This is a genomic window from uncultured Psychrobacter sp. (assembly GCF_947500265.1).
GTDB lineage: Bacteria > Pseudomonadota > Gammaproteobacteria > Pseudomonadales > Moraxellaceae > Psychrobacter.
On the sequence record NZ_CANMRN010000002.1, the window covers coordinates 552,591 to 576,453 of the forward strand.

General features: G+C 42.1%; 18 protein-coding genes and 2 tRNA genes. 11 read left to right on the forward strand and 9 right to left on the reverse strand.

Going from position 1 to position 23,863, the window contains the following annotated elements; translation table 11 throughout:
• The first annotated feature begins 114 nt into the window (after nt 1–114).
• Complete coding sequence (locus Q0788_RS04840; protein ID WP_298808305.1) at nt 115–1,908, forward strand: phosphomannomutase; 1,794 nt, start codon at nt 115–117, stop codon at nt 1,906–1,908.
• 79 nt (nt 1,909–1,987) lie between these two features.
• Complete coding sequence (gene argB, locus Q0788_RS04845) at nt 1,988–2,899, forward strand: acetylglutamate kinase (RefSeq protein WP_191114828.1); 912 nt, start codon at nt 1,988–1,990, stop codon at nt 2,897–2,899.
• A 99-nt stretch (nt 2,900–2,998) separates the two neighbouring features.
• Here the strand turns inward: argB and Q0788_RS04850 are convergent, their stop codons facing one another.
• Nucleotides 2,999–3,370, reverse strand: a complete 372-nt coding sequence (locus tag Q0788_RS04850; protein WP_298808310.1) for an arsenate reductase — start codon at nt 3,368–3,370, stop codon at nt 2,999–3,001.
• Between the two features lie 226 nt (nt 3,371–3,596).
• Between Q0788_RS04850 and leuS the strand changes: the two genes are divergently transcribed.
• From leuS to Q0788_RS04885, 7 genes are all read left to right on the forward strand, one after another.
• Complete coding sequence (gene leuS / locus Q0788_RS04855; protein ID WP_298808313.1) at nt 3,597–6,284, forward strand: leucine--tRNA ligase; 2,688 nt, start codon at nt 3,597–3,599, stop codon at nt 6,282–6,284.
• Nucleotides 6,285–6,350: 66 nt separating this feature from the next.
• Nucleotides 6,351–7,067, forward strand: a complete 717-nt coding sequence (locus Q0788_RS04860) for a hypothetical protein (RefSeq protein ID WP_298808316.1) — start codon at nt 6,351–6,353, stop codon at nt 7,065–7,067.
• Nucleotides 7,068–7,226: 159 nt separating this feature from the next.
• Nucleotides 7,227–8,318 carry a DNA polymerase III subunit delta gene (gene holA / locus Q0788_RS04865; RefSeq protein WP_298808319.1) on the forward strand — a complete coding sequence of 364 codons (1,092 nt, stop codon included), beginning with the start codon at nt 7,227–7,229 and terminating at the stop codon, nt 8,316–8,318.
• A 302-nt stretch (nt 8,319–8,620) separates the two neighbouring features.
• Nucleotides 8,621–9,946 (forward strand): efflux RND transporter periplasmic adaptor subunit, encoded by a 1,326-nt coding sequence (locus Q0788_RS04870; protein WP_057758904.1) that lies wholly within the window; start codon nt 8,621–8,623, stop codon nt 9,944–9,946.
• A 314-nt stretch (nt 9,947–10,260) separates the two neighbouring features.
• Nucleotides 10,261–12,210, forward strand: coding sequence for a MacB family efflux pump subunit (locus Q0788_RS04875; RefSeq protein WP_298808369.1), 1,950 nt, complete (start codon nt 10,261–10,263; stop codon nt 12,208–12,210).
• Nucleotides 12,211–12,404: 194 nt separating this feature from the next.
• Nucleotides 12,405–12,480 (forward strand) — tRNA-Lys (locus Q0788_RS04880).
• Nucleotides 12,481–12,639: 159 nt separating this feature from the next.
• Nucleotides 12,640–12,715 (forward strand) — tRNA-Lys (locus Q0788_RS04885).
• Between the two features lie 102 nt (nt 12,716–12,817).
• On the opposite strand, the gene Q0788_RS04890 is transcribed toward Q0788_RS04885, so the two are convergent.
• Both Q0788_RS04890 and Q0788_RS04895 read right to left on the reverse strand, forming a co-directional pair.
• Entirely contained in the window at nt 12,818–13,606 is a 789-nt protein-coding gene (locus Q0788_RS04890) for an MBL fold metallo-hydrolase (protein WP_298808323.1), read from the reverse strand.
• 333 nt (nt 13,607–13,939) lie between these two features.
• Complete coding sequence (locus Q0788_RS04895) at nt 13,940–16,027, reverse strand: catalase (protein ID WP_298808325.1); 2,088 nt, start codon at nt 16,025–16,027, stop codon at nt 13,940–13,942.
• 559 nt (nt 16,028–16,586) lie between these two features.
• Between Q0788_RS04895 and Q0788_RS04900 the strand changes: the two genes are divergently transcribed.
• On the forward strand, nt 16,587–17,378 hold the full coding sequence (locus Q0788_RS04900; RefSeq protein WP_298808328.1) for a dienelactone hydrolase family protein: 792 nt from the start codon (nt 16,587–16,589) through the stop codon (nt 17,376–17,378).
• Nucleotides 17,379–17,480: 102 nt separating this feature from the next.
• Here the strand turns inward: Q0788_RS04900 and Q0788_RS04905 are convergent, their stop codons facing one another.
• From Q0788_RS04905 to Q0788_RS04925, 5 genes are all read right to left on the reverse strand, one after another.
• Entirely contained in the window at nt 17,481–18,170 is a 690-nt protein-coding gene (locus Q0788_RS04905; RefSeq protein WP_298808331.1) for a DUF938 domain-containing protein, read from the reverse strand.
• A gap of 99 nt (nt 18,171–18,269) precedes the next feature.
• A complete protein-coding gene (locus tag Q0788_RS04910; RefSeq protein ID WP_057758894.1) occupies nt 18,270–18,734 on the reverse strand; it encodes a flavodoxin family protein in 465 nt (154 codons plus the stop codon).
• 1 nt (nt 18,735) lies between these two features.
• Nucleotides 18,736–19,149 (reverse strand): OsmC family protein, encoded by a 414-nt coding sequence (locus Q0788_RS04915; RefSeq protein ID WP_298808336.1) that lies wholly within the window; start codon nt 19,147–19,149, stop codon nt 18,736–18,738.
• Nucleotides 19,150–19,233: 84 nt separating this feature from the next.
• Nucleotides 19,234–20,463, reverse strand: coding sequence for a hypothetical protein (locus Q0788_RS04920; protein WP_298808338.1), 1,230 nt, complete (start codon nt 20,461–20,463; stop codon nt 19,234–19,236).
• Between the two features lie 148 nt (nt 20,464–20,611).
• On the reverse strand, nt 20,612–21,442 hold the full coding sequence (locus tag Q0788_RS04925) for a TIGR02391 family protein (protein WP_298808341.1): 831 nt from the start codon (nt 21,440–21,442) through the stop codon (nt 20,612–20,614).
• 508 nt (nt 21,443–21,950) lie between these two features.
• Between Q0788_RS04925 and Q0788_RS04930 the strand changes: the two genes are divergently transcribed.
• A complete protein-coding gene (locus Q0788_RS04930; RefSeq protein ID WP_298808343.1) occupies nt 21,951–22,925 on the forward strand; it encodes a purine nucleoside permease in 975 nt (324 codons plus the stop codon).
• Between the two features lie 287 nt (nt 22,926–23,212).
• Here the strand turns inward: Q0788_RS04930 and Q0788_RS04935 are convergent, their stop codons facing one another.
• Complete coding sequence (locus Q0788_RS04935) at nt 23,213–23,521, reverse strand: hypothetical protein (protein WP_298808345.1); 309 nt, start codon at nt 23,519–23,521, stop codon at nt 23,213–23,215.
• Nucleotides 23,522–23,863 lie beyond the last annotated feature (342 nt).

Sequence of the window (23,863 nt, forward strand, 5' to 3'; positions counted from 1 at the left end):
TGCTAGTAATTTTTAGATAGCCTTCAAGGTTTTGCTTAAGCTATATATAAAACCTTGCGCTATTTATTTTTATTTACCATTGAACATCTATCACGGTTATAAGGAGAATAAGCAATGCCACCTTTTGCGGCGCAGCAATCCTTATTCCGTGCTTATGATATTCGTGGTACCAACCAGTATTTTACTAGCAGTTTTATACAAGCGCTAGGCGATGCTTTTGCTGTTCTCTACAATGCGCAGAACGGCCAACCGACTCAAAACATCAATGCTAGTACCTCTGTTGATACTAAGCAAAATGTTGTCGTTGTTGGTTATGACATGCGCATTGGCAGTGAAGCCATTGCACTTATGCTCTCTACTGTACTAGCTCAGCAGGGTTTACGCGTAATCCAATTAGGTCTGGTTACCACGCCGATGATGGCATTTTGGGCAGCGCAATATCAAGGCCATGGCATAGTCGTAACAGCGAGCCATTCCGCTAAAGACATATTAGGTATCAAATGGTTGGTGAATAACAAATCCCCTAGTAGCTCAGAGATACAGACGCTTTATCATCAGCTAACCGCTCATCATAGTTGTCACGCTTATCCCGATAATCAAGCTAACAATCCTATCTTGCATTCAGAAAACATTGATAATAACTACGACTCAAAATTACCAATTGATTTGCTTGAGCAACTACCTACTCATCAAGTAGCAAACGTTTATATTGATGCTATTGAGCAGGTATTTGAACAATTATTTCAGCACAATCACTCGGCAACTAAAGCCAATCAGAAAAACGCTTATAAACTTGATTTAGTCATAGTTATTGACTGTATGCATGGCGCAACTGGGAGCATCGCTCAACGCTTGTTTGAACGTTTTTGCCAGCATGTCATTTTTCTCAATGATACACCAGATGGCAATTTCCCCCTTGGTAATCCAGACCCTACCGAACCAAACCGCCTAAACGAATTGCAACGAGCCGTTGTTTTGCACGCAGCAGATATAGGCTTGGCGTTTGATGGCGATGGCGATCGTTTAATGATCGTTGATAACAACGGCAAGATAGTTACGCCCGATCATTTGCTCTATCTATTGGCACGTATTGCTATTACTGAGCACCCTAACTCCCTGAGCAACTCTTTATTAGCATCTGAAGTTCTTTTCGATATTAAATGTGCTCATCATTTACCAAGACTGTTATCTGAGCTTGGTACTACACCTGTAATTAGCAAAACTGGCAGCAGCTTTATGCGCCAGCAGGTACAGCATCCTGACAATCAGATTGTCTTTGCTGGTGAATTATCAGGGCATTTTATTTTCAATGACAGCCGCTTTATTCCCTACGATGATGCGATGTATGCTGCATTACGGTTGCTGCATTGGCTTGACCAAACTCATAATGATATTAATGATAAAAAACCGCTAGCAGATATCATCCAAAGCTTGCCCACTATAGTCAGTACTGCTGACCATTATTTGCCAATGCCGCAAACGGCTACTACCGACTGCTCACTCGTAGAGCAATTAACGAGATTTTGTCATTACTTGCAGTATCTAGTAGATATGTCTGCTCATACTGACTCTTCATCTAGTCAGCAGTTAAAAGATACTTGCCTGCCCGCCACAACATGCAAGTCATCAGTGTGTACTTGCGCTACTGCGAAGGCGCAAATAGCATTAAAAAAGACGCATGAATTATTACCTGTAGGAACCAAGCTGAGCTGTATCGATGGTGTGCGTTTAGACTTTGCGCATGGCTTTGGCGTACTGCGTCAATCAAATACCAGTAATAGCCTGACCGCGCGCTTTGCAGGTGACAGTGTAGATGACCTAAAAGATATTCAGGCGACATTTTCCGCTTTATGCCGACCATTTAACGCAGCGCTAGCAGAAGAGATTCTTGCTATTCCTGCGGAGTAGCCTCACAAAACATATATCACTGTCTCATTAGACATAGTAGAAAAACAACCAATTTAAAACCGGCCCTTAGGAGTTTGTAATGACGCTTAATTTAGATGATGCCAAAAACACCGCTGAAGTATTGACCACTGCTCTACCTTATATCCAGCGTTTTGTTGATAAACTCATCGTCGTAAAATACGGCGGCAACGCCATGACCGACCCTGAGCTTGAGAGCTCATTTGCTCGCGATATTGTTTTGCTAAAAACCGTCGGTATGCATCCCGTAGTCGTACATGGTGGTGGCCCACAAGTTGACAATCTCCTAAAAGAGCTCGGCCGTCAATCAGACCGTATCGATGGCATGCGTGTCACTGACAAAAGCACCATGGATATCGTAGAGATGGTCTTGGGCGGTAGCGTCAACAAATCGATTGTTAGCTTGATTAACAAACACGGCGGTCGCGCGATTGGTCTTACAGGTAAAGATGCCAACTTGATTCAAGCAAAAAAACTGATGATGGAAAAAATTGGCACAGATGGTATCGCTGTACCAGTTGATTTAGGATTCGTCGGTGATGTGGTCAGTGTCAATAAAGACGTGATCAACATGTTAATTGCCTCTGATTTTATCCCTGTAATCGCGCCACTTGGCGTTGACGCTGAAGGTAACACCTATAACATCAATGCAGATTTGGTCGCAGGTAAAGTAGCGGAGTTTTTACAAGCAGAGAAACTGATGCTATTAACCAATATCAAAGGCGTATTGGGCCGTGATGGCGAAGTAGTAACTGGACTAACGCCAAAGAAAGTTGATAGCTTAATCGAAGATGGCACTATCTCAGGCGGTATGATTCCTAAAATTCAATGTGCGCTGGATGCGGTACGTAGCGGCGTCAAAAGCGCGGTAATCGTTGATGGCCGTGTCCCTCATGCGACCTTACTTGAGATTTTCACCAATGAAGGGGTTGGTACGCTCATCAGTCGTGAGATAGACTCATCATTGAGCTAGCAACATGTAGCAATGTTAACTATAGAAAAGCCCGAGTTAATATAAATGCTCGGGCTTTTTTGTGCAGTTTTATATTTAAAATATCAGCCTAGCTCAATTTTACGAAAAAACTTTATCAAACTCAGATTCATCGAAGCCGCATAGTAGTACTGCTTGATCTTTATCTGCCGACTGACCTTCTACAATCGGACGTTTAATCATACTAGTATTTTCCACGAGTAAATCTATCGCGCTGTCTACACTAGCATCAGCTGCGTGCTTTTGACTGTCGTCTAGCTTGCGCCATGTCGTACCACGCTTATTCAGCACTTTTTCGATACCTAGCTCATTTACCCAGCGCTGTACCGTTTCTTTATCGATACCTTGTTTTTTATAATCGTGAAAATCGTAGCTGACATCTAGATCGTTTAGCTTAGTGAACGCTTTTTTCATCGTGCTACAAGACTTGATACCGTAAATGGTGATGATCATGATAAATCCTCATAAATATTCATTAATTTGTCTATTATACCTAAGGCTGACTGGATATAGAGAATGCATTACTTTTAATCGTCAAACCTAGTAAGCAACTGCATCATATCGTCGCAATTTTCGCCAAATTACGCTATGCTATGGCATTGTCAAATTCCACCTATTTTGATCAGTATTAAACAAATCCGTATTAAATAAATCAGTATCAACCAATTTCGAGCCGACTATGAGCAACGCCGTGACAGCAGACCAAGCAGAAAACAATTATTATAACCCACAAGCGATAGAAGCCGCGCAGCAGACCAAATGGGCAACTGACAAGCGCTTTGAAGTAAGTAACGATCCAAGCGACAAGCCAAGTCGTTACATGCTATCGATGTTTCCTTATCCAAGTGGCAAGCTGCATATGGGCCACGTACGTAACTATACGATTTCTGACGTATTAAGCCGTTATTATCGCCTAAAAGGCTATGAAGTCATGCAGCCAATGGGCTGGGATGGTTTTGGCTTGCCAGCAGAAAACGCAGCAATTGCTAACCAGACTCCACCCGCTGCATGGACATTTGCCAATATTGACAGCATGCGCGCGCAGCTTAAATTGCTAGGCCTGTCTATTGACTGGTCACGTGAATTTGCCACTTGTAGCCCTGAGTATTATCAGTGGGAGCAGTGGTTATTTTTGCAATTGTACAAAAAAGGCTTGGTCTACAAAAAACTGTCGACGGTCAACTGGGATCCTGTTGATAACACCGTCTTAGCAAACGAGCAAGTCATCGATGGCAAAGGCTGGCGTAGTGGTGCTGCGGTCGAAAAACGTGACATCCCAATGTATTACTTCAACATCACTGACTATGCTGATGAGCTATTAGATGATTTGGATCAGCTAGAAGGTCACTGGCCCTCTGAAGTCCTGACTATGCAGCGTAACTGGATTGGTCGCAGTGCTGGTATGGAAGTGCATTTCCCTTATGAGCTTGCTGGTGAAGAAAACACCTTAGATGTGTTTACCACTCGTCCTGATACGTTGATGGGTGTGACTTATGTCGCTGTTGCCGCAGAGCATCCACTTGCACAGTACGCCTCTGAGCAAGATGACGCAATCGCTCAATTCTGTGCGCTTTGTAAAAAAGGTTCAGTAGCTGAAGCAGATTTGGCCAAAGCTGAAAAAATCGGTATGGATACAGGCCTCACTGTGACACATCCTTTGACTGGTGAAGAAGTGCCAGTTTGGGTTGCCAACTACGTACTGATGAGCTATGGCTCAGGCGCAGTCATGGCAGTACCTGCTCACGATGAGCGTGATTATGAGTTTGCGGTTAAGTACGACCTACCGATCAAGCAAGTTATCAATGTGCCTGAGGGCTATTTTGATGAACTAAAAGCAGATGCCAAAGCGAACGATAGTGAAGTCAATCTTGCTTATACCGAGCGCAATACCTTGGTTAATTCAGGTGAGTTTGACGGTTTAGACTTTGAGCAAGCATTTGAAGCCATGCTAGCCAAACTTGAGCCAAAAGAGCTGGCTAAGAAAAAGATCCAATATCGCCTACGTGATTGGGGTGTCTCTCGCCAGCGTTATTGGGGCTGCCCTATCCCAATGATCAACTGTGAGCATTGTGGTACGGTGCCTGTTGAAGAGCAAGACTTACCAGTTGTGTTGCCAACCGACGTCGTACCTGATGGTCGCGGTAACCCACTCAAGAACATCCCAGAATTTGTCAATACCACTTGTCCTAAATGTGGCAACCCTGCTGAGCGCGAAACCGATACCTTTGACACATTCGTAGAGTCAAGCTGGTACTATGCACGTTTTGCTAGTCCAAATGATGCGCAAAACATGGTCAACAAGTCTGCGGCCAATAAATGGTTGCCGGTCGATCAATACGTTGGCGGTGTCGAGCATGCGGTGATGCATCTGTTGTATGCGCGTTTCTTCCACAAGCTGATGCGCGACGAAAATTTAGTCACAGGTGATGAGCCATTTGCCAATCTAATGACCCAAGGCATGGTGCTTGCTGGTACGTTCTACCGCGTCAATGCAGATGGTAGTACAACCTACTATTTTGCAGAAGATATTGATATTGACTTCAACGAACGCGGTCAACCAATCAAAGCTATCTTAAAATCTGACGGCCAGCCAGTCACGATTGGCAAAATTGAAAAAATGTCTAAATCAAAAAACAATGGCGTAGACCCGCAGCTAACCATTGATAAATATGGTGCTGATACGGTTCGTCTATATACGCTATTTACTGCGCCTGCGGATCAAACGCTTGAGTGGTCAGATGACGCGCTAAAAGGCCCTTATAACTTTGTGAAAAAAGTATGGCGCATTGCTACCGACCATATGCAAGCGCTAACAGTCGCCAATATCAGCATTGATACGCTTAACGGTGCTACCTTGAACACAGACGGTCTAAGCAAAGAAGCCAAAAACTTACGTCGTAAAACGCACGAAACGATTGCTAAGATTGACAGTGACTTGGGTGATCGTCTGGCATTGAACACGCCAGTATCAAGCCTAATGGAACTTGCTAATGAGCTGACTGGCTTTAACGCTAGTAATGAGCAAGAGCTACACGTCAAACACGAAGCATTGACCAATCTGCTAATTATGCTATCTGTATACGCGCCGCACGTTGGCGAGCATCTGCTTGAGCAGTTGGGTCTTGACACCTTGACCTTAGACTACCCAACCGTGGATGAAAGTGCACTGGTACAGGACATGATCACCATGGTGGTACAGGTCAATGGTAAGATGCGTGGTAAGATGGATGTCGCACCAAACAGCGATCCTGAGCAGCTAAAAGAGCAAGCTCGTACTATGGAAAGTGTGGCAAAATTCATCACTGGCGAGATCAAAAAAGAAATCGTCGTTCCTAACAAACTGGTTAACATCGTGGTTGTAGGCTGAGGTATCTTGAGCTAAGTATTTTGGGCTTAGTGCTCTAAGCCTTCTTATCATATGAGGATAGCGTTTATGTCATACAAGCATCGAGCTGAGCAGGCGCAACCAGAATCAAGCGCACACAGCCTAGCTAACAAAAAGTCTCAAGGCCAAAAGCTCGGAGCAGTCTTACTTGCTACGCTGCCAATGTTCGCCGTGGTAGGTGCAGCCGCTGCTCTTAGCGGCTGTGGCTTTCAGCTGCGTGGCTACGACTCAGCGATGCTGCTTGACGTCGAAAAAACCGCGGTCATTATCGAAGACAATCGCACCTCCTTCCCGCTGAAACTACCATTGACGCGTCGCCTAAAGACGTTAGGTGTCGATGTTATTAGTAATATGAGCTCAGAAGAAGTTGCCCGCAATAACCAACAAGCAGGGGCTGAGTCTATTGCCGCTATCGACATTCGTAATGTACGTTTTAAGCGTTACGAATTGGTTGGCGTATTAACAGAGATTCGCTTGGTACTATCAGCAGATGTCAGCTATCAAACGATGGAAAATGGTAAGCCTGTAACACTGAGCAACCCCATTCAAGTCGAGCGAAGCTACCAGTACAACGAAGCATCTGTTAGTACTGACGATCAGCAAGGCGATCAGACTCGTGATTGGCTCTATGATACTTTAGCTCGCCGTATCACTGACCAATATGTCGCAATCTCGCTTCCAAAGGTCGCACCTGCTGCCAAGCAGTCTGTGCAAATGAATAAAGGTGTGACACCAACCGTTGTCGTCGTACCACAACCAGAATAGTTAGTCGTTCTTATTATCAAACGATACTGTTTCTAGAAATATGAGTAGCAAACTAAGCAAGGGCATGTACTACTTCAAGTAGACTAAGCTGGCTTGACACTGCTGATCATATTTTTAGAACTGGTATTACCTGCTCATCAACCTGTGTAACACCACGCTATGCAAGATACTTTCATAAAAGCCTACCCCAAACTGCTGCAGCCTTCCGTTGCGGTAGCGGGTTTGTGGCTGGCGCACGGTGACGAGCCACTGCTGAGTCAATGGTTGATAGATGCGCTACGTCCACACTGGCGCGCGCAGAATTACGCAATCAAACGTATAGAGCTGATTTCCGTCAAGAGCTGGCAAGAAGTACTGTCAGAGCTTGGCAGTCAGTCTTTATTTGATGATGCCAGTGCCTTAATCGTGACGGGTAATCATAAACCTGACAAAGCAGTTATCGCCGAGCTGGAACGTTTTGCGGTCGAGGCACAAGCTGGCACACATGGTCATAGTGTATTGTGGCTTACACCTAAGCAAGACAAACGCAGCCAGAGCAGCAAATGGTTTGCTCCTTTTGCGCAGTATGGCAATGTCATTGATTGCAATTTATACAATGAGCAGCAGCGCCAACAGCTACTACAAATACAAGCTCAGAAGTTTGGCTTACGATTGTCTCAAGAGGCGTGGCAGCTACTCATGTCACACACTGAGCATCATTTGCTAAGTGCTTATCAAACCCTATGGCGACTGTCCTATTTGTTTGCACCGCAGCTAGTTGCTAATGACAGTACTAGTGCTACTGACAATATCACCGACCAATCTAATAGCTTTTCACAACCTGTGAATAATGTGGCATTGGATATTGCAGACCTACAAGCAGCGTTGGTCAGCGACGCGCAGTTTAGTGTGTTTGATTTGTCTGATGCGATGCTCGCGGGTAATAGTACGCAGGTCGCCAAAATTATGTTTCAGCTAAAGTCGACCGATGAGCCCACTACTTTAGTGTTATGGGCTATTAGCAAAGACATGCGTCAAATCATTCAACTTATGGACGGTCAAGACCCTCAAGCATTAGGCATTTGGCGTAGCAAGCAAGGGTTATACCAACAAGCTTGCCGTCGTCAGTCAAAAACGCACACGGCCGAATGGCCTGCCCTGCTTTACCGCTGTGACCAAGCTATCAAAGGACTTGTCCGTCAACCAGCATGGGAGCTATTACTACAAGCCGCATTAGAGCTTGCAGGTAAGCGTTTATTCGCTATGCGCTAAGACTGACCCGCTTCTCACCACTTTATATTGTTTCTACTATTAACAAGGTATCCATATCTTCTCTTACTGATTTATACGTTTTTCTTACTGATTTATACGTTTAAATACTATAAATTCAGATTCTACTACCCTATCTTGTTCTCCTATAATCTCCGTTTTATTGATTTTTAGTAAGCATTTCTTTTCTGTATCTGTCTCTATTCTTAGCTACCTTAACCTTTCGTAAACTAATTTCCATTTCCTTTTGTAGGTGAAGTCTCTACTATATCTACACTTGATTTAATTGTGATTGGATTGTTGTCATGCGCAAAATAAGCAAAAAGTCTGCTATAAAATGGGGTGTCATTACCTTAATTATCGTAGCATTAGGGGCTTTGGCCTATACTTTTTTAAAACCAGAAGAAACCACACCTAATTATTTAACTGCAACTGTTGAAGTCGGTGATATTGAAAACAATGTCATGGCATCTGGTAAAGTAAAAGCGTTAAATACCGTCGATGTAGGGGCACAGGTATCTGGTGAAGTAAAACGCCTATACGTTGAAGTCGGTGACGAAGTCAAACAAGGCGATTTGATTGCACAGATTGATCAAGTGACTCAGAAGAACAGCCTGAGCAATGAGCAAGCCAGTCTTGAACAAAGCGAAGCCGCGCTACAAAGTGCGCAAGCAGAATCGTTAAGCAAACAAGCCAGTCTAAAAAGTGCCTATGCCGATCTTGCCAGCCGTCAGTCTGAGCTTAAACAAGCCCAGTCTGATTTTGCGCGTTTGCAAGACTTAGTCGCGATCGACGCTATCTCGCAGCAAGAATACGACACGCAAGCGACCAGTGTCGAGACCGCCAAAGCAGCCGTTGCTAATGCACGTGCAGCTATCGATACAGCAAAAGCGGCGATTGCGACCACTGAAGCCAATATCAACAGCCAACAAGCAGCGTTACGCAAATCACGAACCAACGTCAGTACTGCTGAAGAAGATTTGAGCTATACCACGATTCGCGCCCCGATATCAGGTACTGTCGTTTCTATTACGACTGAGCAAGGCACTACGGTCAATGCCAACCAAACGGCGCCAACACTAGTAACGCTAGCAGATTTATCGACCGTACGTATCAACGCGCAAATCTCGGAAGCTGACGTTATCAATGTCAGTGCTGGTATGCCCGCTTATTTCAACATCATCGGTAATCCAGACCAGCAGTATGATGCAACGTTGACCGCTATCGAACCTGCCCCAGAGCAAATCAGTAGTACCAGCTCGACAGACGCTGCTATCTATTACGTCGGCTACGTAGAAGTGCCGAACCCTGACCGCTTGTTCCGAATTGATATGACCGCGCAGATTTATATCATCGTCAATGAAGCCAAAAATGCGCTATTAGTACCGTCAACAGTGATACAAGAAAAACGCTCTAAAGGTAAAGAAAAAGGCAAAGCAGCTACCGGCAAGTTTGTACGTGTACTAAAAGAGGACGGAACCGTAGAAGAGCGTACTGTAGAAGTCGGTATCGATAACCGAGTAAATGCGCAAATCTTAAGCGGTCTGAAAGAAGGGGAAGAAGTAATCATTAGTGAAGAAAGCGGTAAGAAATCAGGTAGCGGCCGTATCCCTGGTGGACCTCGAATGTAACTTGCTCTTTGACTATGTTGAATAAAAAAGGGCTTGTTAAACATAGCAGCCCTTTCATAACAACGCTATAACGCTTATTAGCCTTTATTAAAGACACTGCTATGACTATATCTCAATCTCCTAAACCGTCGACTGAAGATAGCTCTGAAAGTAGCACGGCTCAAAACTTAGGGTCACACACTTCTGCTAACCTTTCAAACAACTCAGATAATTTAGACAATTTGGATAACTTAAATAACTTAGACAGCTCAGATAACTTAAATAATTCGGCAAAAACCAATACCGTTAATCACCCTGCACCAGGCAAGCCTATTATGGAGTTGTCTGGCATTATCAGAGAGTTCCCTGCTGGTGAGCAAACTATTCGCGTCTTGCATGATATCAATCTAACTATCAATCAAGGTGAGATGGTTGCCATCATTGGACAGTCAGGCTCTGGTAAGTCCACCTTGATGAATATTTTAGGTTGTCTAGACCAAGCTACTGCTGGCGACTATAAGATTTATGGTCAATCCGCTCGTAAGCTTGATGCCGATCAGCTAGCAGAACTGCGCCGTGAGCACTTTGGGTTTATTTTTCAGCGCTATCATTTGCTTGGGGATATCAGTGCCAAAGACAATGTCGCCGTCCCTGCCGTGTATGCTGGCATGGATACCGAAGCACGCACCAATCGTGCTGAAAAGCTATTAACGGATTTGGGCCTTGGCAATAAGGTCAATAACCGCCCCAATCAGCTCTCAGGTGGACAGCAGCAGCGCGTTTCTGTTGCTCGTGCACTGATGAATGGTGGTGACGTGATCTTGGCCGATGAGCCAACGGGTGCCCTAGACAGTAAGTCTGGCGAAGACGTCATGGCGATTTTGCATGATCTCAGTGCACAAGGTCATACCATTATCATGGTCACTCATGATCCAAAGCTAGCAGCGCAAGCGGAGCGTGTGATTGAGCTAAAAGACGGCTATGTCATCGCTGACTATCAAACTGAGCATTATAAGCACACAGACAAAAAACCAGAATCTATCCTTGGTGAACATCGAAAAAGTGCCTTTGGTAGCTTTATCGATCGACTGCTTGAAGCGTTTAAGATGTCTTTGCTAGCCATGCGCGCGCACAAGATGCGGACCCTACTGACTATGCTCGGCATTATCATCGGTATTGCTGCGGTTGTATCTATCGTAGGTCTTGGACAAGGCTCTCAGCAGCAAATCCTCGCTAATATCAGCTCCTTAGGTACTAATACCATTACCGTCAATGATGGCTACCCTAGAGGCGACCCTAGACGCCGCTATAACGATGACAACTTGACGCCAGAAGACGCCGAAGCGGTCGGCAATCAGCCATATATTATCAGCGTCAGCCCTCAAGTAAATGCCAACTCTAGCGTGCGTTATCGTAGTATACAAGAGGATGCTACCGTCAACGGCGTTGGCGAAGACTATCTAACCGTCACTGGTGAGACATTGGCATTGGGTCAAGGGTTTGATTCAAAAAGCGTCACATTACGTAGTCAAGATATCATCATCGATGATAATGCTAAGCAGACCTTTTTCTCAGATATTGATAATCCTGTTGGCGAAGTGATATTGGTTGGTAGTGTGCCTGGACGCGTGATTGGCGTCCTCGAAGAGAGCGATGGTGGCTTTGGCCCCAGTGTGACAACGCCTACTATCTATATGCCTTATACAACGGTGATGTCGCGTGTCACGGGTAGTACCAATATCGACCGCTTTGTAGCGTTATTAGACGATAGTATTTCTTCTAGCGCCGCAGAGACGGCCATCTCTGACTTAATAGAGAGTCGCCATGGTAAAGATGACTTTGAGCTGCGCAATTCAGACTCTATCCGTCAAACGATCGAGTCGACGACAGGCACGATGACCCTGCTGATCTCATCAGTCGCGGTTATTTCATTGATCGTCGGCGGTATTGGGGTGATGAACATTATGCTAGTCTCTGTCACTGAGCGCACCAACGAGATTGGTGTACGTATGGCAGTAGGCGCACGTCAGAGCGATATCATGCAGCAGTTCCTCATTGAAGCCGTTTTGGTCTGTATTCTAGGGGGACTGATTGGTATTGGACTGGCCTTTGCCATTGGTGAGCTGATTAATAGTGTAGGCGGTGATAATTTCAAAGTTATCTATTCATCAACCTCTATTATTGCCGCTTTTGTTTGTTCGACGTTAATTGGCGTAGTATTTGGATTCTTACCAGCACGTAATGCCGCCAAATTAGATCCTGTTGAAGCACTTTCTCGAGACTAATAATCGATTATTGACTCGCTTTAGCCAAAAATAGAGCAGTCAATATCGATATAATGGCAAAAATTTAAAGAAACTGGAATAAATTGGCAATTTTATAAGAGAATTACACTTTTTTTATCATGTGGGGTTGTAATTGTCATAATTATATATATAATGTGCTCTCACGTTTAGGGATACAAACACTTTAAACGTTAGGGCTGTTAGCTCAGTTGGTAGAGCAGTTGACTTTTAATCAATTGGTCCCGCGTTCGAGTCGCGGACAGCCCACCATATTCAGTTTAATCTTTATTAATCGTTCTGCCCTATCCGGTAGTAGACTAATAAAGATAAGTTTAAAAGACATCGTTAAGATGTTTAGTTTTAGAAAGTTCTTTAGTTAGAATTTTCTCTTGCAGAGTTAAAAAGCATTGCTTTTTTATATACTCTTCAGGGCTGTTAGCTCAGTTGGTAGAGCAGTTGACTTTTAATCAATTGGTCCCGCGTTCGAGTCGCGGACAGCCCACCATATTTAGAAAGCCCAGTTACTATCTTAGTAATTGGGCTTTTTTTCGTCTGGGTTTTTTAAACGTTGTTTTTTAGCTATTAGTTTCTTAACTTTTATATACCTCTATTTATTATGCTTACGTTTAAACAGTCGAAAGTTATCTCTCTTGCGCCATAGTAGTTTATGTCTGATCGTATCTTTGATGGTACGTGGATGCTTGGGCGCATGAGCGATAAACTCATCAAACTCTGCCTCACTCATCGCTAGCTCTCGACCATGTGCCATCATCACCATTGACGGTTGCAATGCCCTGATTTTTTTTAACGATTGGACATAAGCTTTAGGGTAATAGACAGGAAATGGCGCTACAAACTTGTGGCGCAACTTAATGATTAAATCAGCGGTGTATACTTCACGACTGGGCAGATGAAACAATGATAAATCACGATCCGTATGACCTGGCGTCTCTAATACTTGCCACTCATCGAACTTTGGCACAAGCTCACCATCTGTGACGGTGATATCCGGTTTCAGACTTGCCGAATAGTATAGGTTTTTAAATGGCCTACCTTGACGTCTGGCCACATAATATCCTAGATGTATATCTACGAAGTGCATCGTGTGCCCGCCAATACCGCTATACCACTGCTTTTTTCTATCTGCTGAGACAATTAGACAGCCAGTCTCTTCTCGAAACTTATTCGCACCGCCTGCATGATCAGGATGCATATGCGTGACCACCACTACTTTTAGGTCGGTGACGGGTCGTTTTAATGTTGTCTTAATATAGTCAAGCACCAGCGGTACATCAGCACGGCAGCAACCATCTAACAGCATTATTTTATCTGGATATACTGCCAGATAGCTACTCTGGATATATCCTTCTAATCTTACAATTTCACATAGACTCATTGGTGTTCCCTACCTCATTCGTCGTTATTATTGTGAGGCTTTTGTTCAGTTTTATAGCCAATCTTTAGTATAGCGCCCGCCACCACAAATAAAACGACTTTGAGTGAACGCCTGTGACTATATATAGAAGCAGTGCGGCATACAGAGACGATGCAGCTAACAACTAACCATAGACAACTTACTATTGATAACCGTATGTATGGTTCTATCCATGCCATGACAATTCTCATCTTATTAATAAAAAGCAAAAACCCAGCACTTAGGCTGGGTTTAAGGAAACACTTAATATCTTATTTGTTATCTTAGATAATTTGTAAATTACCTACTTATCGACTATGCAAGATCACGAACCTTTGGCTCACGTTCCCATAGACGAGACTTAGCATTGCTAATAAAGGCATCTAACTCAGCCAATGGCGTAACAAATTCATCTTTTTCAACTGGTAGTTTACTTAGGATAAATTCATCAGTCGCACCGCAATAGGCGATGGCTTTGCAATGGTTGTACGCATCATTGAACCAATCTAGTGCTGAGCTGTCTTTTGCGAGCTTTTTAGCTTGGTCAGGCATGATGATACTAACGACGGCATCAAACATCACTGACGGACCACCAGCGAGGCGCTCATCAGCTTGTATGCGTGTACCATCATCCAATACGACTTCTTTATTAGGCGCTACGATTTTGACACTAGCACCCTGCGCTTGGGCAGCATCTTCGAACTTTTTAACTTCACTACTATTAGAACCTTCTGCAACTAAGATACCAATCATACGACCTTTTAGGCTATCAGGCGTTAGGCCAATCGTTTGTACCGCTTTAGAGGTTCCCAAATCTTGGACAGGTGCAGCCGCATCCGCTGGCTCTGGTAGCTCCATACCCAATGCCGTTGCTACGCGATTGGCCAAGTCTTCATCAATATGAATTAAATGGCTAAGCATACGCGTACGTACATGGGCTGTGTCTACTTTACCTAGCTCAAACGCATAAGCGGTTGCGATATGTGCTTGTTCAGTTGCTGTCTGACTACGGTAGAACATACGTGGCTGACTATAGTGATCTGCAAAGCTTTCGTCACGTACGCGACCTTTTACGCCATCATCTAGTTGCTCATGGAATGAGTTAAAACCACGTTTAGCGCTTTCACGAGGACGAGTTGGATCTAGGCTTTGTGGCTCATAGAGTACACGTGTCTTAGGCACTTGCATTTGCATATGACCGTCTTGCTGATTATTAGCAAACGGACATTTTGGCGCATTAATAGGAATCTGGGCAAAGTTTGGCGAGCCTAGACGTGATAGCTGAGTGTCCAAGTAACTGAATAGACGACCTTGTAGTAATGGATCATTACTAAAATCAACACCAGGTGGCAAATGCGATGGGCAGAATGCTACCTGCTCAGTCTCTGCAAAGAAATTATCTGGATAGCGGTTCAATACCATCTTACCCACGACTTTCACTGGTACCAATTCTTCTGGAATCAGCTTGGTCGCATCGAGATGGTCAAATGGGAATTCGTTTGCTTTTTCTTCGGTAAATAACTGTACGCCAAACTCCCACTCAGGATAGTCACCATTGTTGATTGACTCAAACAAGTCGCGGCGATGATAGTCAGGATCAGCACCTGAGATTTTCACTGCCTCATCCCATGTGGTTGACTGTACACCCAATACTGGCTTCCAATGGAAACGTACAAAGGTACTCTTACCGTCTTTATTGATTAAGCGATAGCTATGAATACCGAAGCCTTCCATCATGCGTAGACTACGTGGCAGACCGCGATCACTCATTAGCCAAATTAGATTGTGCATGGTTTCAGGACTTAATGAGACAAAATCCCAAAACGTATCATGAGCAGAGGCCGCTTGCGGGAAACCACGATCTGGTTCTGGTTTTACCGCATGGATCAAATCTGGAAACTTCATCGCGTCTTGAATAAAGAAGATCGGCATGTTGTTACCAACGATATCCCAATTACCTTCTTCCGTATACATTTTCACAGCAAAACCGCGCACATCACGTGGCGTGTCTTTTGAGCCTTTGTTACCCGCTACCGTTGAGAAACGCGTAAACAATGGCGTTTGCTTACCTGTTTCGGTCAATACTTTGGCAGTCGTATACTCTTCTAGTGACTCTGTCAGCTCAAAATAACCGTGTGCTGCACTACCACGAGCATGGACGATACGCTCAGGGATACGCTCATGGTCAAAATGATTGATTTTTTCACGTAATACAAAATCCTCTAATAGCGTCGGCCCACGTGTGCCTGCTTTTAGAGAGTTTTGGTTATCAGCGATGGCCACACCTTGTTGCGTGGTCAATACTTTGGTGTCGTCGCCTGCACGCTGATGGGTTTCACCACCATTGCCACGTTCAGTATTCATGTCTTTGGCGGGGTCCGTATGATCGATATTATTATTCATAAAAAGTCCTAGCTAATAGATTGAGAGTGCTCTTTTAAATCATTAAAAGAGTGCCTACACAGGTTTGATATCCTTTGAGATAGTGGTGACTTCATCTGTCATTTATTTGTCTGTGTTTTCAGCATTGCCGAGCGTTAAATTGATACCGCACTAAAATTCGTAAAGGAATAATAGGCTTAGGACTTATACTACCCAAAAAATAAGTCAAATATAGTTGCGTATATAGTAAACCTTGTTGATGTTTGGTTAAGGTCTATAGACGCTATACACCAGCTGCTTTAGTTGGTCTTAAAGGCGCATAAACGTTAACAATAGAATCTTGTAATGTAGTTATTCTTTAAGGTATGCTTTTTATGAAGTACCAGAGATGTTGATAAATAAATTGGCAGGGTTTTAGCCTTATATTTATCTTTTTTATATCGTTGGATTCAAATAATTCTGATACAAGAAAACCGAGCGCAAGCTATACACTAGTATGGTTAGTGAAGATGACGATGTAGCGGATTTATATGGATTTGACGATGCGACTATTTTTTATATAACTATAAGGCCACCTACCATGTTACCAACTCTAAGCTCCCCGACTAAAAAACCTTATCACTCGTTGCTAGTAGGCGCGTCAATGGGTTTAATGGCATTAACGTTCAGTCAAACGGCTGCTGCTATCACGACCAAAAACGTAACTTATACGGTCGATGATAAAGCATACGAAGGCTATTACGCCAAGGCGGATAAGCCAAACGCACCTTTTATCTTATTGATTCATGATTGGGACGGTCTAACTGACTATGAGCGCAAACGTGCTGACATGTTAGCGGCTGAAGGCTACAACGTATTGGCGGCCGATATGTTTGGACAAGGCATTCGCCCCACTTCTATCGAAGAAAACAAACGCCTAACTGGGGAACTATATGATGATCGTAATAAAATGCGCCGCATATTGGCAGGAGCACTGACGGCAGGACAACTACAAGGCAATGATGTGCGCAAAGGCACGACTATGGGATATTGTTTCGGCGGTACGGTCGCGTTAGAGCTAGCACGCTCAGGCTTTGAGCAAAAAGCCTTTGTACCCTTCCACGGTGCATTCGACATTCCAACCGGTCAAAGCTATGACAAAACTACGGGAGAAATCCTAGTATTTCACGGCTCTGCTGACCAATCTGTTTCGCTAGAGAGCTTTGCGACTTTGGGCAAGACATTAGAAGCAGCCAAAATCCCTCATGAGATGGTTACCTATAGCGGCGCTCCACATGCCTTTAGCGTATTTGGCAGCGATAGATATGATGCACGCGCCGATGAACGCTCTTGGAAACGCTACTTGGATTTTTTAGCAGAAGAATATAAATAGACTAATAGTATAAAAAAATAAGAAAACCCAAATAAAAAGACACCTTAATTAAGATCTGATAACGATCCATTGAGGTGTCTTTTTTTATACAATCTTAAGCATTTAATTCTTTCGAAATACCAATAGCTGGTTATTGGCAGGCATCGTATACGTTTTCGAAAGTTGTAGATGATGAGCATTTGCTAGACTGACGATGTCTTCTTTATCGCGAATACCGCTGTCAGGATTACCTGCTCTCAACATCGCATCAAATCGCTGATTACCTTCACTGGTATATTTGCCATCTTCGTTAAATGGGCCATAGACAATCAACTTACCGTCAACAGGTAGCGCATCACTAGCCAATGCAAATAATCGCTCTACCAAAGCCCAGTTAATGATATGCAAAGTATTGGCTGTAAATATTACATCATAAGGTTTGTCTACATAACTGCTATTTAAATGACCACTATCTAAATGACTACTAACAGGTACTGAGTCATGCGCCAAATCAAACGCTAATGGCGAATATAAATTAGGTGCAGGATACGCATTGTGCCAAGCGATTATATGGCGATGATTACCAGTGACATCGCTAGTTTGCCATTTTAAATGTGACAAATGAGGCGCAAAGTAAACACTATGCTGACCTGTTCCAGAGCCAACTTCTAGCACATGACTAAAGCCTTGTAGCTCTGTCTGAAGTAACTCTAAAATAGGCTGTTTATTGTTTTCACACGCTTGAGAAAACGGCAATGTAGAAATATCTACTTTACTATTTGGATTATCACTATCCAGATTATCGTCATGCATCACTATTCTCCCAGACTGTTTGTTATGCTCTCAGTATTGATAGCAGTAGATGAAAAGGTACTGTCAAAGACTGACCTAATCGCCGCCAAACAACTCATACTAGTAAATACCCGCTTCTACCCCAGCGGCCAACGTCATAGCAAGCTCTTCTACTTGCTCAGCGAAGCTATCTTGCCAATCGCCTTGTAGTATCAGCGCCTCTTGAATCCATGACCAACGTAGCCCCGTTGTAATCGTTTTGAGCGCAAGCTTGGTACCTGTACCATCATGCCCTGCACGTATATATACCGCAAATGGCATACCTTGCTTCTCTTCTAGCACGGGATAATAGCAACGATCAAAAAAGTCCTTGGTCAGCCCTGCCATATACGCCAGATTTTCAGTCGTACCTAGCAGTAACGCATCAGCAGCCAACACGTCTTCAGGCTGTGTATCCTGCGGTGATTTCAAAATCACAGTGATATCTATATCAGGATGATTGGCACCGTCATAAGCTGCCTGCGCCAATTTTTGAGTATTAGGCGATGGCGCATGAGCAACAATGAGTAAAGTCTTAGTAGACATATTAGGCTTCTGTACCATTGTTAAATACTAGACTTTGAGTAATGGCAGGATCCAAGCTATTGCCTACTGGACAGGTTAATGCGGTTTTATAAAATCGCTTTAAGGTACTCTCGTCCAATGCCTTAGAGAAATTGACCACGACATGTATTTCACTCACACGCCTTGGTTTGGCAGCCATGACTTTGGTGACTTCTGCGGTCGTACCTGAGATATCAATGTCCATCGCTTCGGCTTTGATACCAATAATCGTTAAGACACAACTGCCCAAACTGGTCGCTAGCAAATCAGTCGGAGAAAATGCTTCACCCTTACCATGATTGTCTGTCGGGGCATCAGTGATGATTTGATTATTCGACTGTAAATGAATGGCTTGGGTGCGTAAATTGCCTTGGTAGGTTACTTTTGAGGTTGTCATGGGGTTCTCTTTGATAGTTATTTTTAAATATAGATTGTGATAAAAGTGAGGTTAATATCGATAATTTTAAAGAGTATAATGCTCTCAAGTATACCCTCTAAATCTAAGAGACTTATTTATCATATTTTGTAAGAAAATCAATTTATCTCTATCTGCTGGTAAATCTAAAAACCGATTAGCTTCATCGATTGAATGAAAAGTATTCTGCTGGCGAATATGAAATAAAAAGATGTTAATAAAGTATCTTTGTATTTGAAAGCCATAACTTTTAGCCATTTCACTTTCTTGTCCAGCATGTACATTCCGATTTCGATATTCTCTTAAATGCTCAAGTATCTGTTTATGATACTCATAATCTTCGAAAAGAAATGAACAACGAGTAGTTACAGAATCACAATTACTCTCGTTAGGAGCAGCTATAGACTCTAATGCTCCCCAAGCTCTTAAAACTGCTATATTCTGATCTTTTTCATCAAAAGCACGAACGAACCGTAATAAAGCATCATGTAGGATATATCTATATTGTCTTTCGAATTTAGAAAGCCTATCAATTATCATTCTAATATTTTTAATAACAGGCTCTTCGTTTTCTAATGAAAAGAGTCTAGCTTCTAAAAAACTAGGATCGTACCAAAAGCATTCTTCAAAAACTTTTCCTGATTCATTGTGTATTGTATGAAACTCACCTAGACGAATTTTATTGATAGGCTGCCAATCATTACCAATTAGTTCTGCTGAACTATTGCTATAAATAGCAAAGAGACTACGAAGAAGATCAAGCGTTTTCATAGACTTATTTATAGCTATGTTCTCTGATTTAGCTTTGATTTCAACTACAACTTTAGTATAACCATCTGACTCAACTTTACTACGAGGCTTATTCTTATTTAATAACTCTTTTCTACCTTTAAACTTGCTCGGAAAATTATTTTTATAAAATCTAAATATACAGCCTTGAAAAGCAATTTTTCGTACGCGCAAGTTATTTACAGATAAAGAAGTTAGCAAATAGTATATATTGTCTCTTTTTCCTACATCTAAGAGAATATTCTCTCTAAGCTTGGAAAGAAATGTTTCAGATTTGATCTCATAGTCCTTAACAACTTGCCCTATAGTTTTTTGTACAAGAGTATGTTTATCCAAATCATCGGCTATGAGAGGAAAACTGATCATGCTTTCCAAAGCCAAAACTGCATCACGATACTCGAAACCTGAGAATAATACCCTTCCATCTTCAATTACTTTCAGACTATCAATTTTCTTTAGTAGAATAGATGGCTTCAAATTTTTATTTTTCTTCCATTGAACTTTCAATGTGTATTCCTTTTCAAAAGCCCGTAATGCAACGTTAATATATCCATGTTACTGCTCTATACATCTAACCATTACTTTTTACACAAAAAGTCTAGCCTACGAAGTCCTGCAACTCTGTTTTAACTTAAGCTAATAATTCTTCTCAACGTTATGTGTATCTTAATGCTGCTTCACTTTCTAAAATATATAACTGATTGATTAACATAAACTCTCGAATATCATCCCTCAAATTATGACGAGGTTCTTGATGTGCCCGATTGTTACGATAAGCCATAAAGATACTAGTAAACAGCGACGCTCTGCCTTTAGATTCACCTGAATCTAAGTTTTCCCAACACAAAATAGAATCGTCACCTTGGAATGCTTTTGCAAATAGCTTGACACTACTTTCATTATGTAAGCCTGTACGTTCTCTGACAACAGATTCCAGCTTTCGGTATGCACCCATAATTGCATTGTCTGGATTCTTATCAAAATCCAATGCTAGCTCGATCAGGCGTGGGTTAAGCAGTGCCATAGGAATGGTAAGCGGAAACTCACTAAAAATATTGCGCTCACGTTCCTTGTGAATATAAGCAGAATCATACCACCTAGAAGGACGCACTGGCTTGATACTATTGATATAGTCTAAATCTTTCACGGTTAAACTTGAATTGGATATATGTTCAAAAATCGATTTTGAAATGATGTACTCATTAATACTGTCTGTATAGTTGCGTAATAAGTTCAAGACAAATGCATATCCTTTTGGTGCCTCTCCCTCGTAGCCAGAAGCAAAACCACCTTTAATGACTATCTGAATATCATACTTGAGGGTTAGCAGTAGCGCATGAGTATGTGAATAAGCCTCTTCAAAGGTTAGTATTTTCACGTCTTGTATTTTTTCACCACCATGTATGAGCTGTATAACCGCCTCTTTACATGTTTGGGTAATACCGCTGTCGCCTAAATATTGAATACCTGCAAATTTAGCTTTCACTTGTTTTCCTTAAATTAATCTAATCTATAGTAGAAAAATTCCTCATTATCAAATCGTCTTAAACAAGCTATTAGTTAAACCTCGCTGAAATATATATCCGATAACCTAAAAGTAGTAACAGCAAGCCCTAAAACAACGAAAAGCATAAATAGTATGAGTCGCTATTAAGTGCCACATAACAGTGAAGATCCAGTCCAATAGTCACGGTAGAAATTTTTATTGAAAATATAACTGCACAGCGTAAATAGTTAAATAAAATTAGTAAAAAAAAGGAAACTCTGTTCAGATCAGAAATTTTTGACCTACCCTCTACACTGGCTGAACGCTCCAGCCTGTCTACAGATTATGCTATTCTATATCGGATATATATAAGCATTTATTTAGTTTTAGCAAATTTTTTAGTTATTGCTAATTAAATTATAAATCCAGACACAAATACTTTAAATAGGCGGCCCATATGTTTATAAAAAAACATTTTTTTCATTTATCTATTTTTACCATGATACTTATGTTTTGCAGTAATGCACAAGCTGAAACTCATCAAGATAAAATCCAAGTAAAGGTATTTATCGCAGCGATGTTTGAAATTGGTGAGAATAGTGGAGATAAAGCAGGCGAATTTCAGCATTGGTATAATCAATACTTTACAGACAGTAAGCCTATAAAAGTAGAAGGCGCTCATAGCCCAGTTTATTGTAACTCCGAAGGTGTCTGTGGTTCAGTATTAGGCATGGGTAAAGTAGGGTCTTCAGCATCCATGCAAGCAATCACACTTTCTCCTAAATTTGACTTTAGCAAAAGCTACTTCGTTCTAAGCGGTGTCGCAGGAACACCACCGAGTAAAGGCACAATAGGTGATGTAAGCTGGGCGTCTTGGCTCGTAGATTATGACTTAGGTCACCGCTGGAAAGCCGAAGAAGGTGAAAAAGGTGCACCTACGTTTACACCTCGCAAAGGCTATGAAGATATTCGCCGCTATCAACTTAACTCTGAACTACTAAAATGGAATCTACATTTAAGCCAGTCAGTTGCTTTAAAAGATTCAAAAGAAGCCAGCGCCTATCGAATGAAATATCCTGATGCAGCAGCACGACGGAGCCCAGCTATCACCGTAGGTACTCATATGACAGGAGATACTTTTTTTCATGGACCAGGGTTGTCAGAACAAGCTCAATACATCGCTGAGTTATATAATGCAGATGATTACATTATCACTGAAATGGAAGCCGCTGCAATAGCACAAGTACTTAACAGAACGGTAGGTATTGAACGCATAATGAGCTTACGTGGTGCAGTGAATTTTGACCAAGGTAACCCAAATGAGACTACGCTTCAACATCTAGATCCAGCGCCAGGAGAAACAGCTGGTGGCTTTGCAGAAACAGTAGAAAATATCGTGCTAGTAGGATCAAAAACTGTCGATCACATCGTTGATAACTGGGATGTCTGGGAAAAAGGTGTGCCAAAATTCAAAGAAGAATAAAGAACTTCAAGATATTATTTAATGTACATCATAGTGTCTAGTACAACCAAACTCACGAAACATTTTTATATCCTCATTAATCTCTTATAGCTCATTTTCAGAAAAGAGGCTTTCTCTTATACTAAAATTTGTAATTTCTATATGCAGATTTATATCATAGTCTAATTTTTCACAAATACACGCAAATAAACTTGAAATAAGTATCTAACGTCCTATTCCCTACACTTTGTTAAAGTGTAGGGAATAGGAGTCCAACCACATGCAATAAATACAGCTTGATTGACTAATTAAACGTTTAATCTTGATAGTTCATTACTTAACTCTTGCTTCGCTTCAAATGGCGATAGCGCTTTAAACTTCCAATAACCAGCACGAGATATCTCAGTTGTCTGCTGATTTTTGAGATAGTTATATGCATTTTCGATATCATTGATCAATGCATTCATTGCATTTGATGGAACAATGTGATATTCATCATTTATATTAGCTATAACATGAGAAATATTTATAGCACCTGACTGTAGTTCAAGATTAAGGCAATAGCGTGCGATGGAAATTTGTGCTGATTGAAGAGCTGTACCAGTTAATTTAAACATATGTACCATCCTATTTGATTAATTAGGTGAAATTACTAAATATATAAATGGGAACATATTTTGAGTAATCAAGCTCAACAAGATATTTAAATGATAGATGGGTAATGATTAATTAAGTTAAGATAGGCACAGAATAAGTAATAACTGACTATATCTCTTCTATTTTCAGCTGATATTACACAATAAAATTATTAGATTAATTTCAAACCGCACACAAAGAAAATCCCCCGACTAGATAACTAGTCGGGGGATATTTCAGAATAGAGAGCTGACGATGACCTACTCTCACATGGGCGAACCACACTACCATTGGCGCTACGATGTTTCACTTCTGAGTTCGGG

Excerpts from the sequence above, each read along its gene's own strand:
- leuS (WP_298808313.1), top strand. The coding sequence starts at position 3,597 with ATGAGCAACGCCGTGACAGCAGACCAAGCAGAAAACAATTATTATAAC.
- Q0788_RS04930 (WP_298808343.1), top strand. The coding sequence starts at position 21,951 with ATGTTTTGCAGTAATGCACAAGCTGAAACTCATCAAGATAAAATCCAA.
- Q0788_RS04910 (WP_057758894.1), bottom strand. The coding sequence starts at position 18,734 with ATGTCTACTAAGACTTTACTCATTGTTGCTCATGCGCCATCGCCTAAT.
- Q0788_RS04935 (WP_298808345.1), bottom strand. The coding sequence starts at position 23,521 with ATGTTTAAATTAACTGGTACAGCTCTTCAATCAGCACAAATTTCCATC.
- Q0788_RS04915 (WP_298808336.1), bottom strand. The coding sequence starts at position 19,149 with ATGACAACCTCAAAAGTAACCTACCAAGGCAATTTACGCACCCAAGCC.
- Q0788_RS04860 (WP_298808316.1), top strand. The coding sequence starts at position 6,351 with ATGTCATACAAGCATCGAGCTGAGCAGGCGCAACCAGAATCAAGCGCA.
- Q0788_RS04840 (WP_298808305.1), top strand. The coding sequence starts at position 115 with ATGCCACCTTTTGCGGCGCAGCAATCCTTATTCCGTGCTTATGATATT.
- Q0788_RS04905 (WP_298808331.1), bottom strand. The coding sequence starts at position 18,170 with ATGCATGACGATAATCTGGATAGTGATAATCCAAATAGTAAAGTAGAT.
- Q0788_RS04890 (WP_298808323.1), bottom strand. The coding sequence starts at position 13,606 with ATGAGTCTATGTGAAATTGTAAGATTAGAAGGATATATCCAGAGTAGC.
- holA (WP_298808319.1), top strand. The coding sequence starts at position 7,227 with ATGCAAGATACTTTCATAAAAGCCTACCCCAAACTGCTGCAGCCTTCC.
- Q0788_RS04875 (WP_298808369.1), top strand. The coding sequence starts at position 10,261 with ATGGAGTTGTCTGGCATTATCAGAGAGTTCCCTGCTGGTGAGCAAACT.
- Q0788_RS04900 (WP_298808328.1), top strand. The coding sequence starts at position 16,587 with ATGTTACCAACTCTAAGCTCCCCGACTAAAAAACCTTATCACTCGTTG.
- argB (WP_191114828.1), top strand. The coding sequence starts at position 1,988 with ATGACGCTTAATTTAGATGATGCCAAAAACACCGCTGAAGTATTGACC.
- Q0788_RS04850 (WP_298808310.1), bottom strand. The coding sequence starts at position 3,370 with ATGATCATCACCATTTACGGTATCAAGTCTTGTAGCACGATGAAAAAA.
- Q0788_RS04895 (WP_298808325.1), bottom strand. The coding sequence starts at position 16,027 with ATGAATAATAATATCGATCATACGGACCCCGCCAAAGACATGAATACT.
- Q0788_RS04870 (WP_057758904.1), top strand. The coding sequence starts at position 8,621 with ATGCGCAAAATAAGCAAAAAGTCTGCTATAAAATGGGGTGTCATTACC.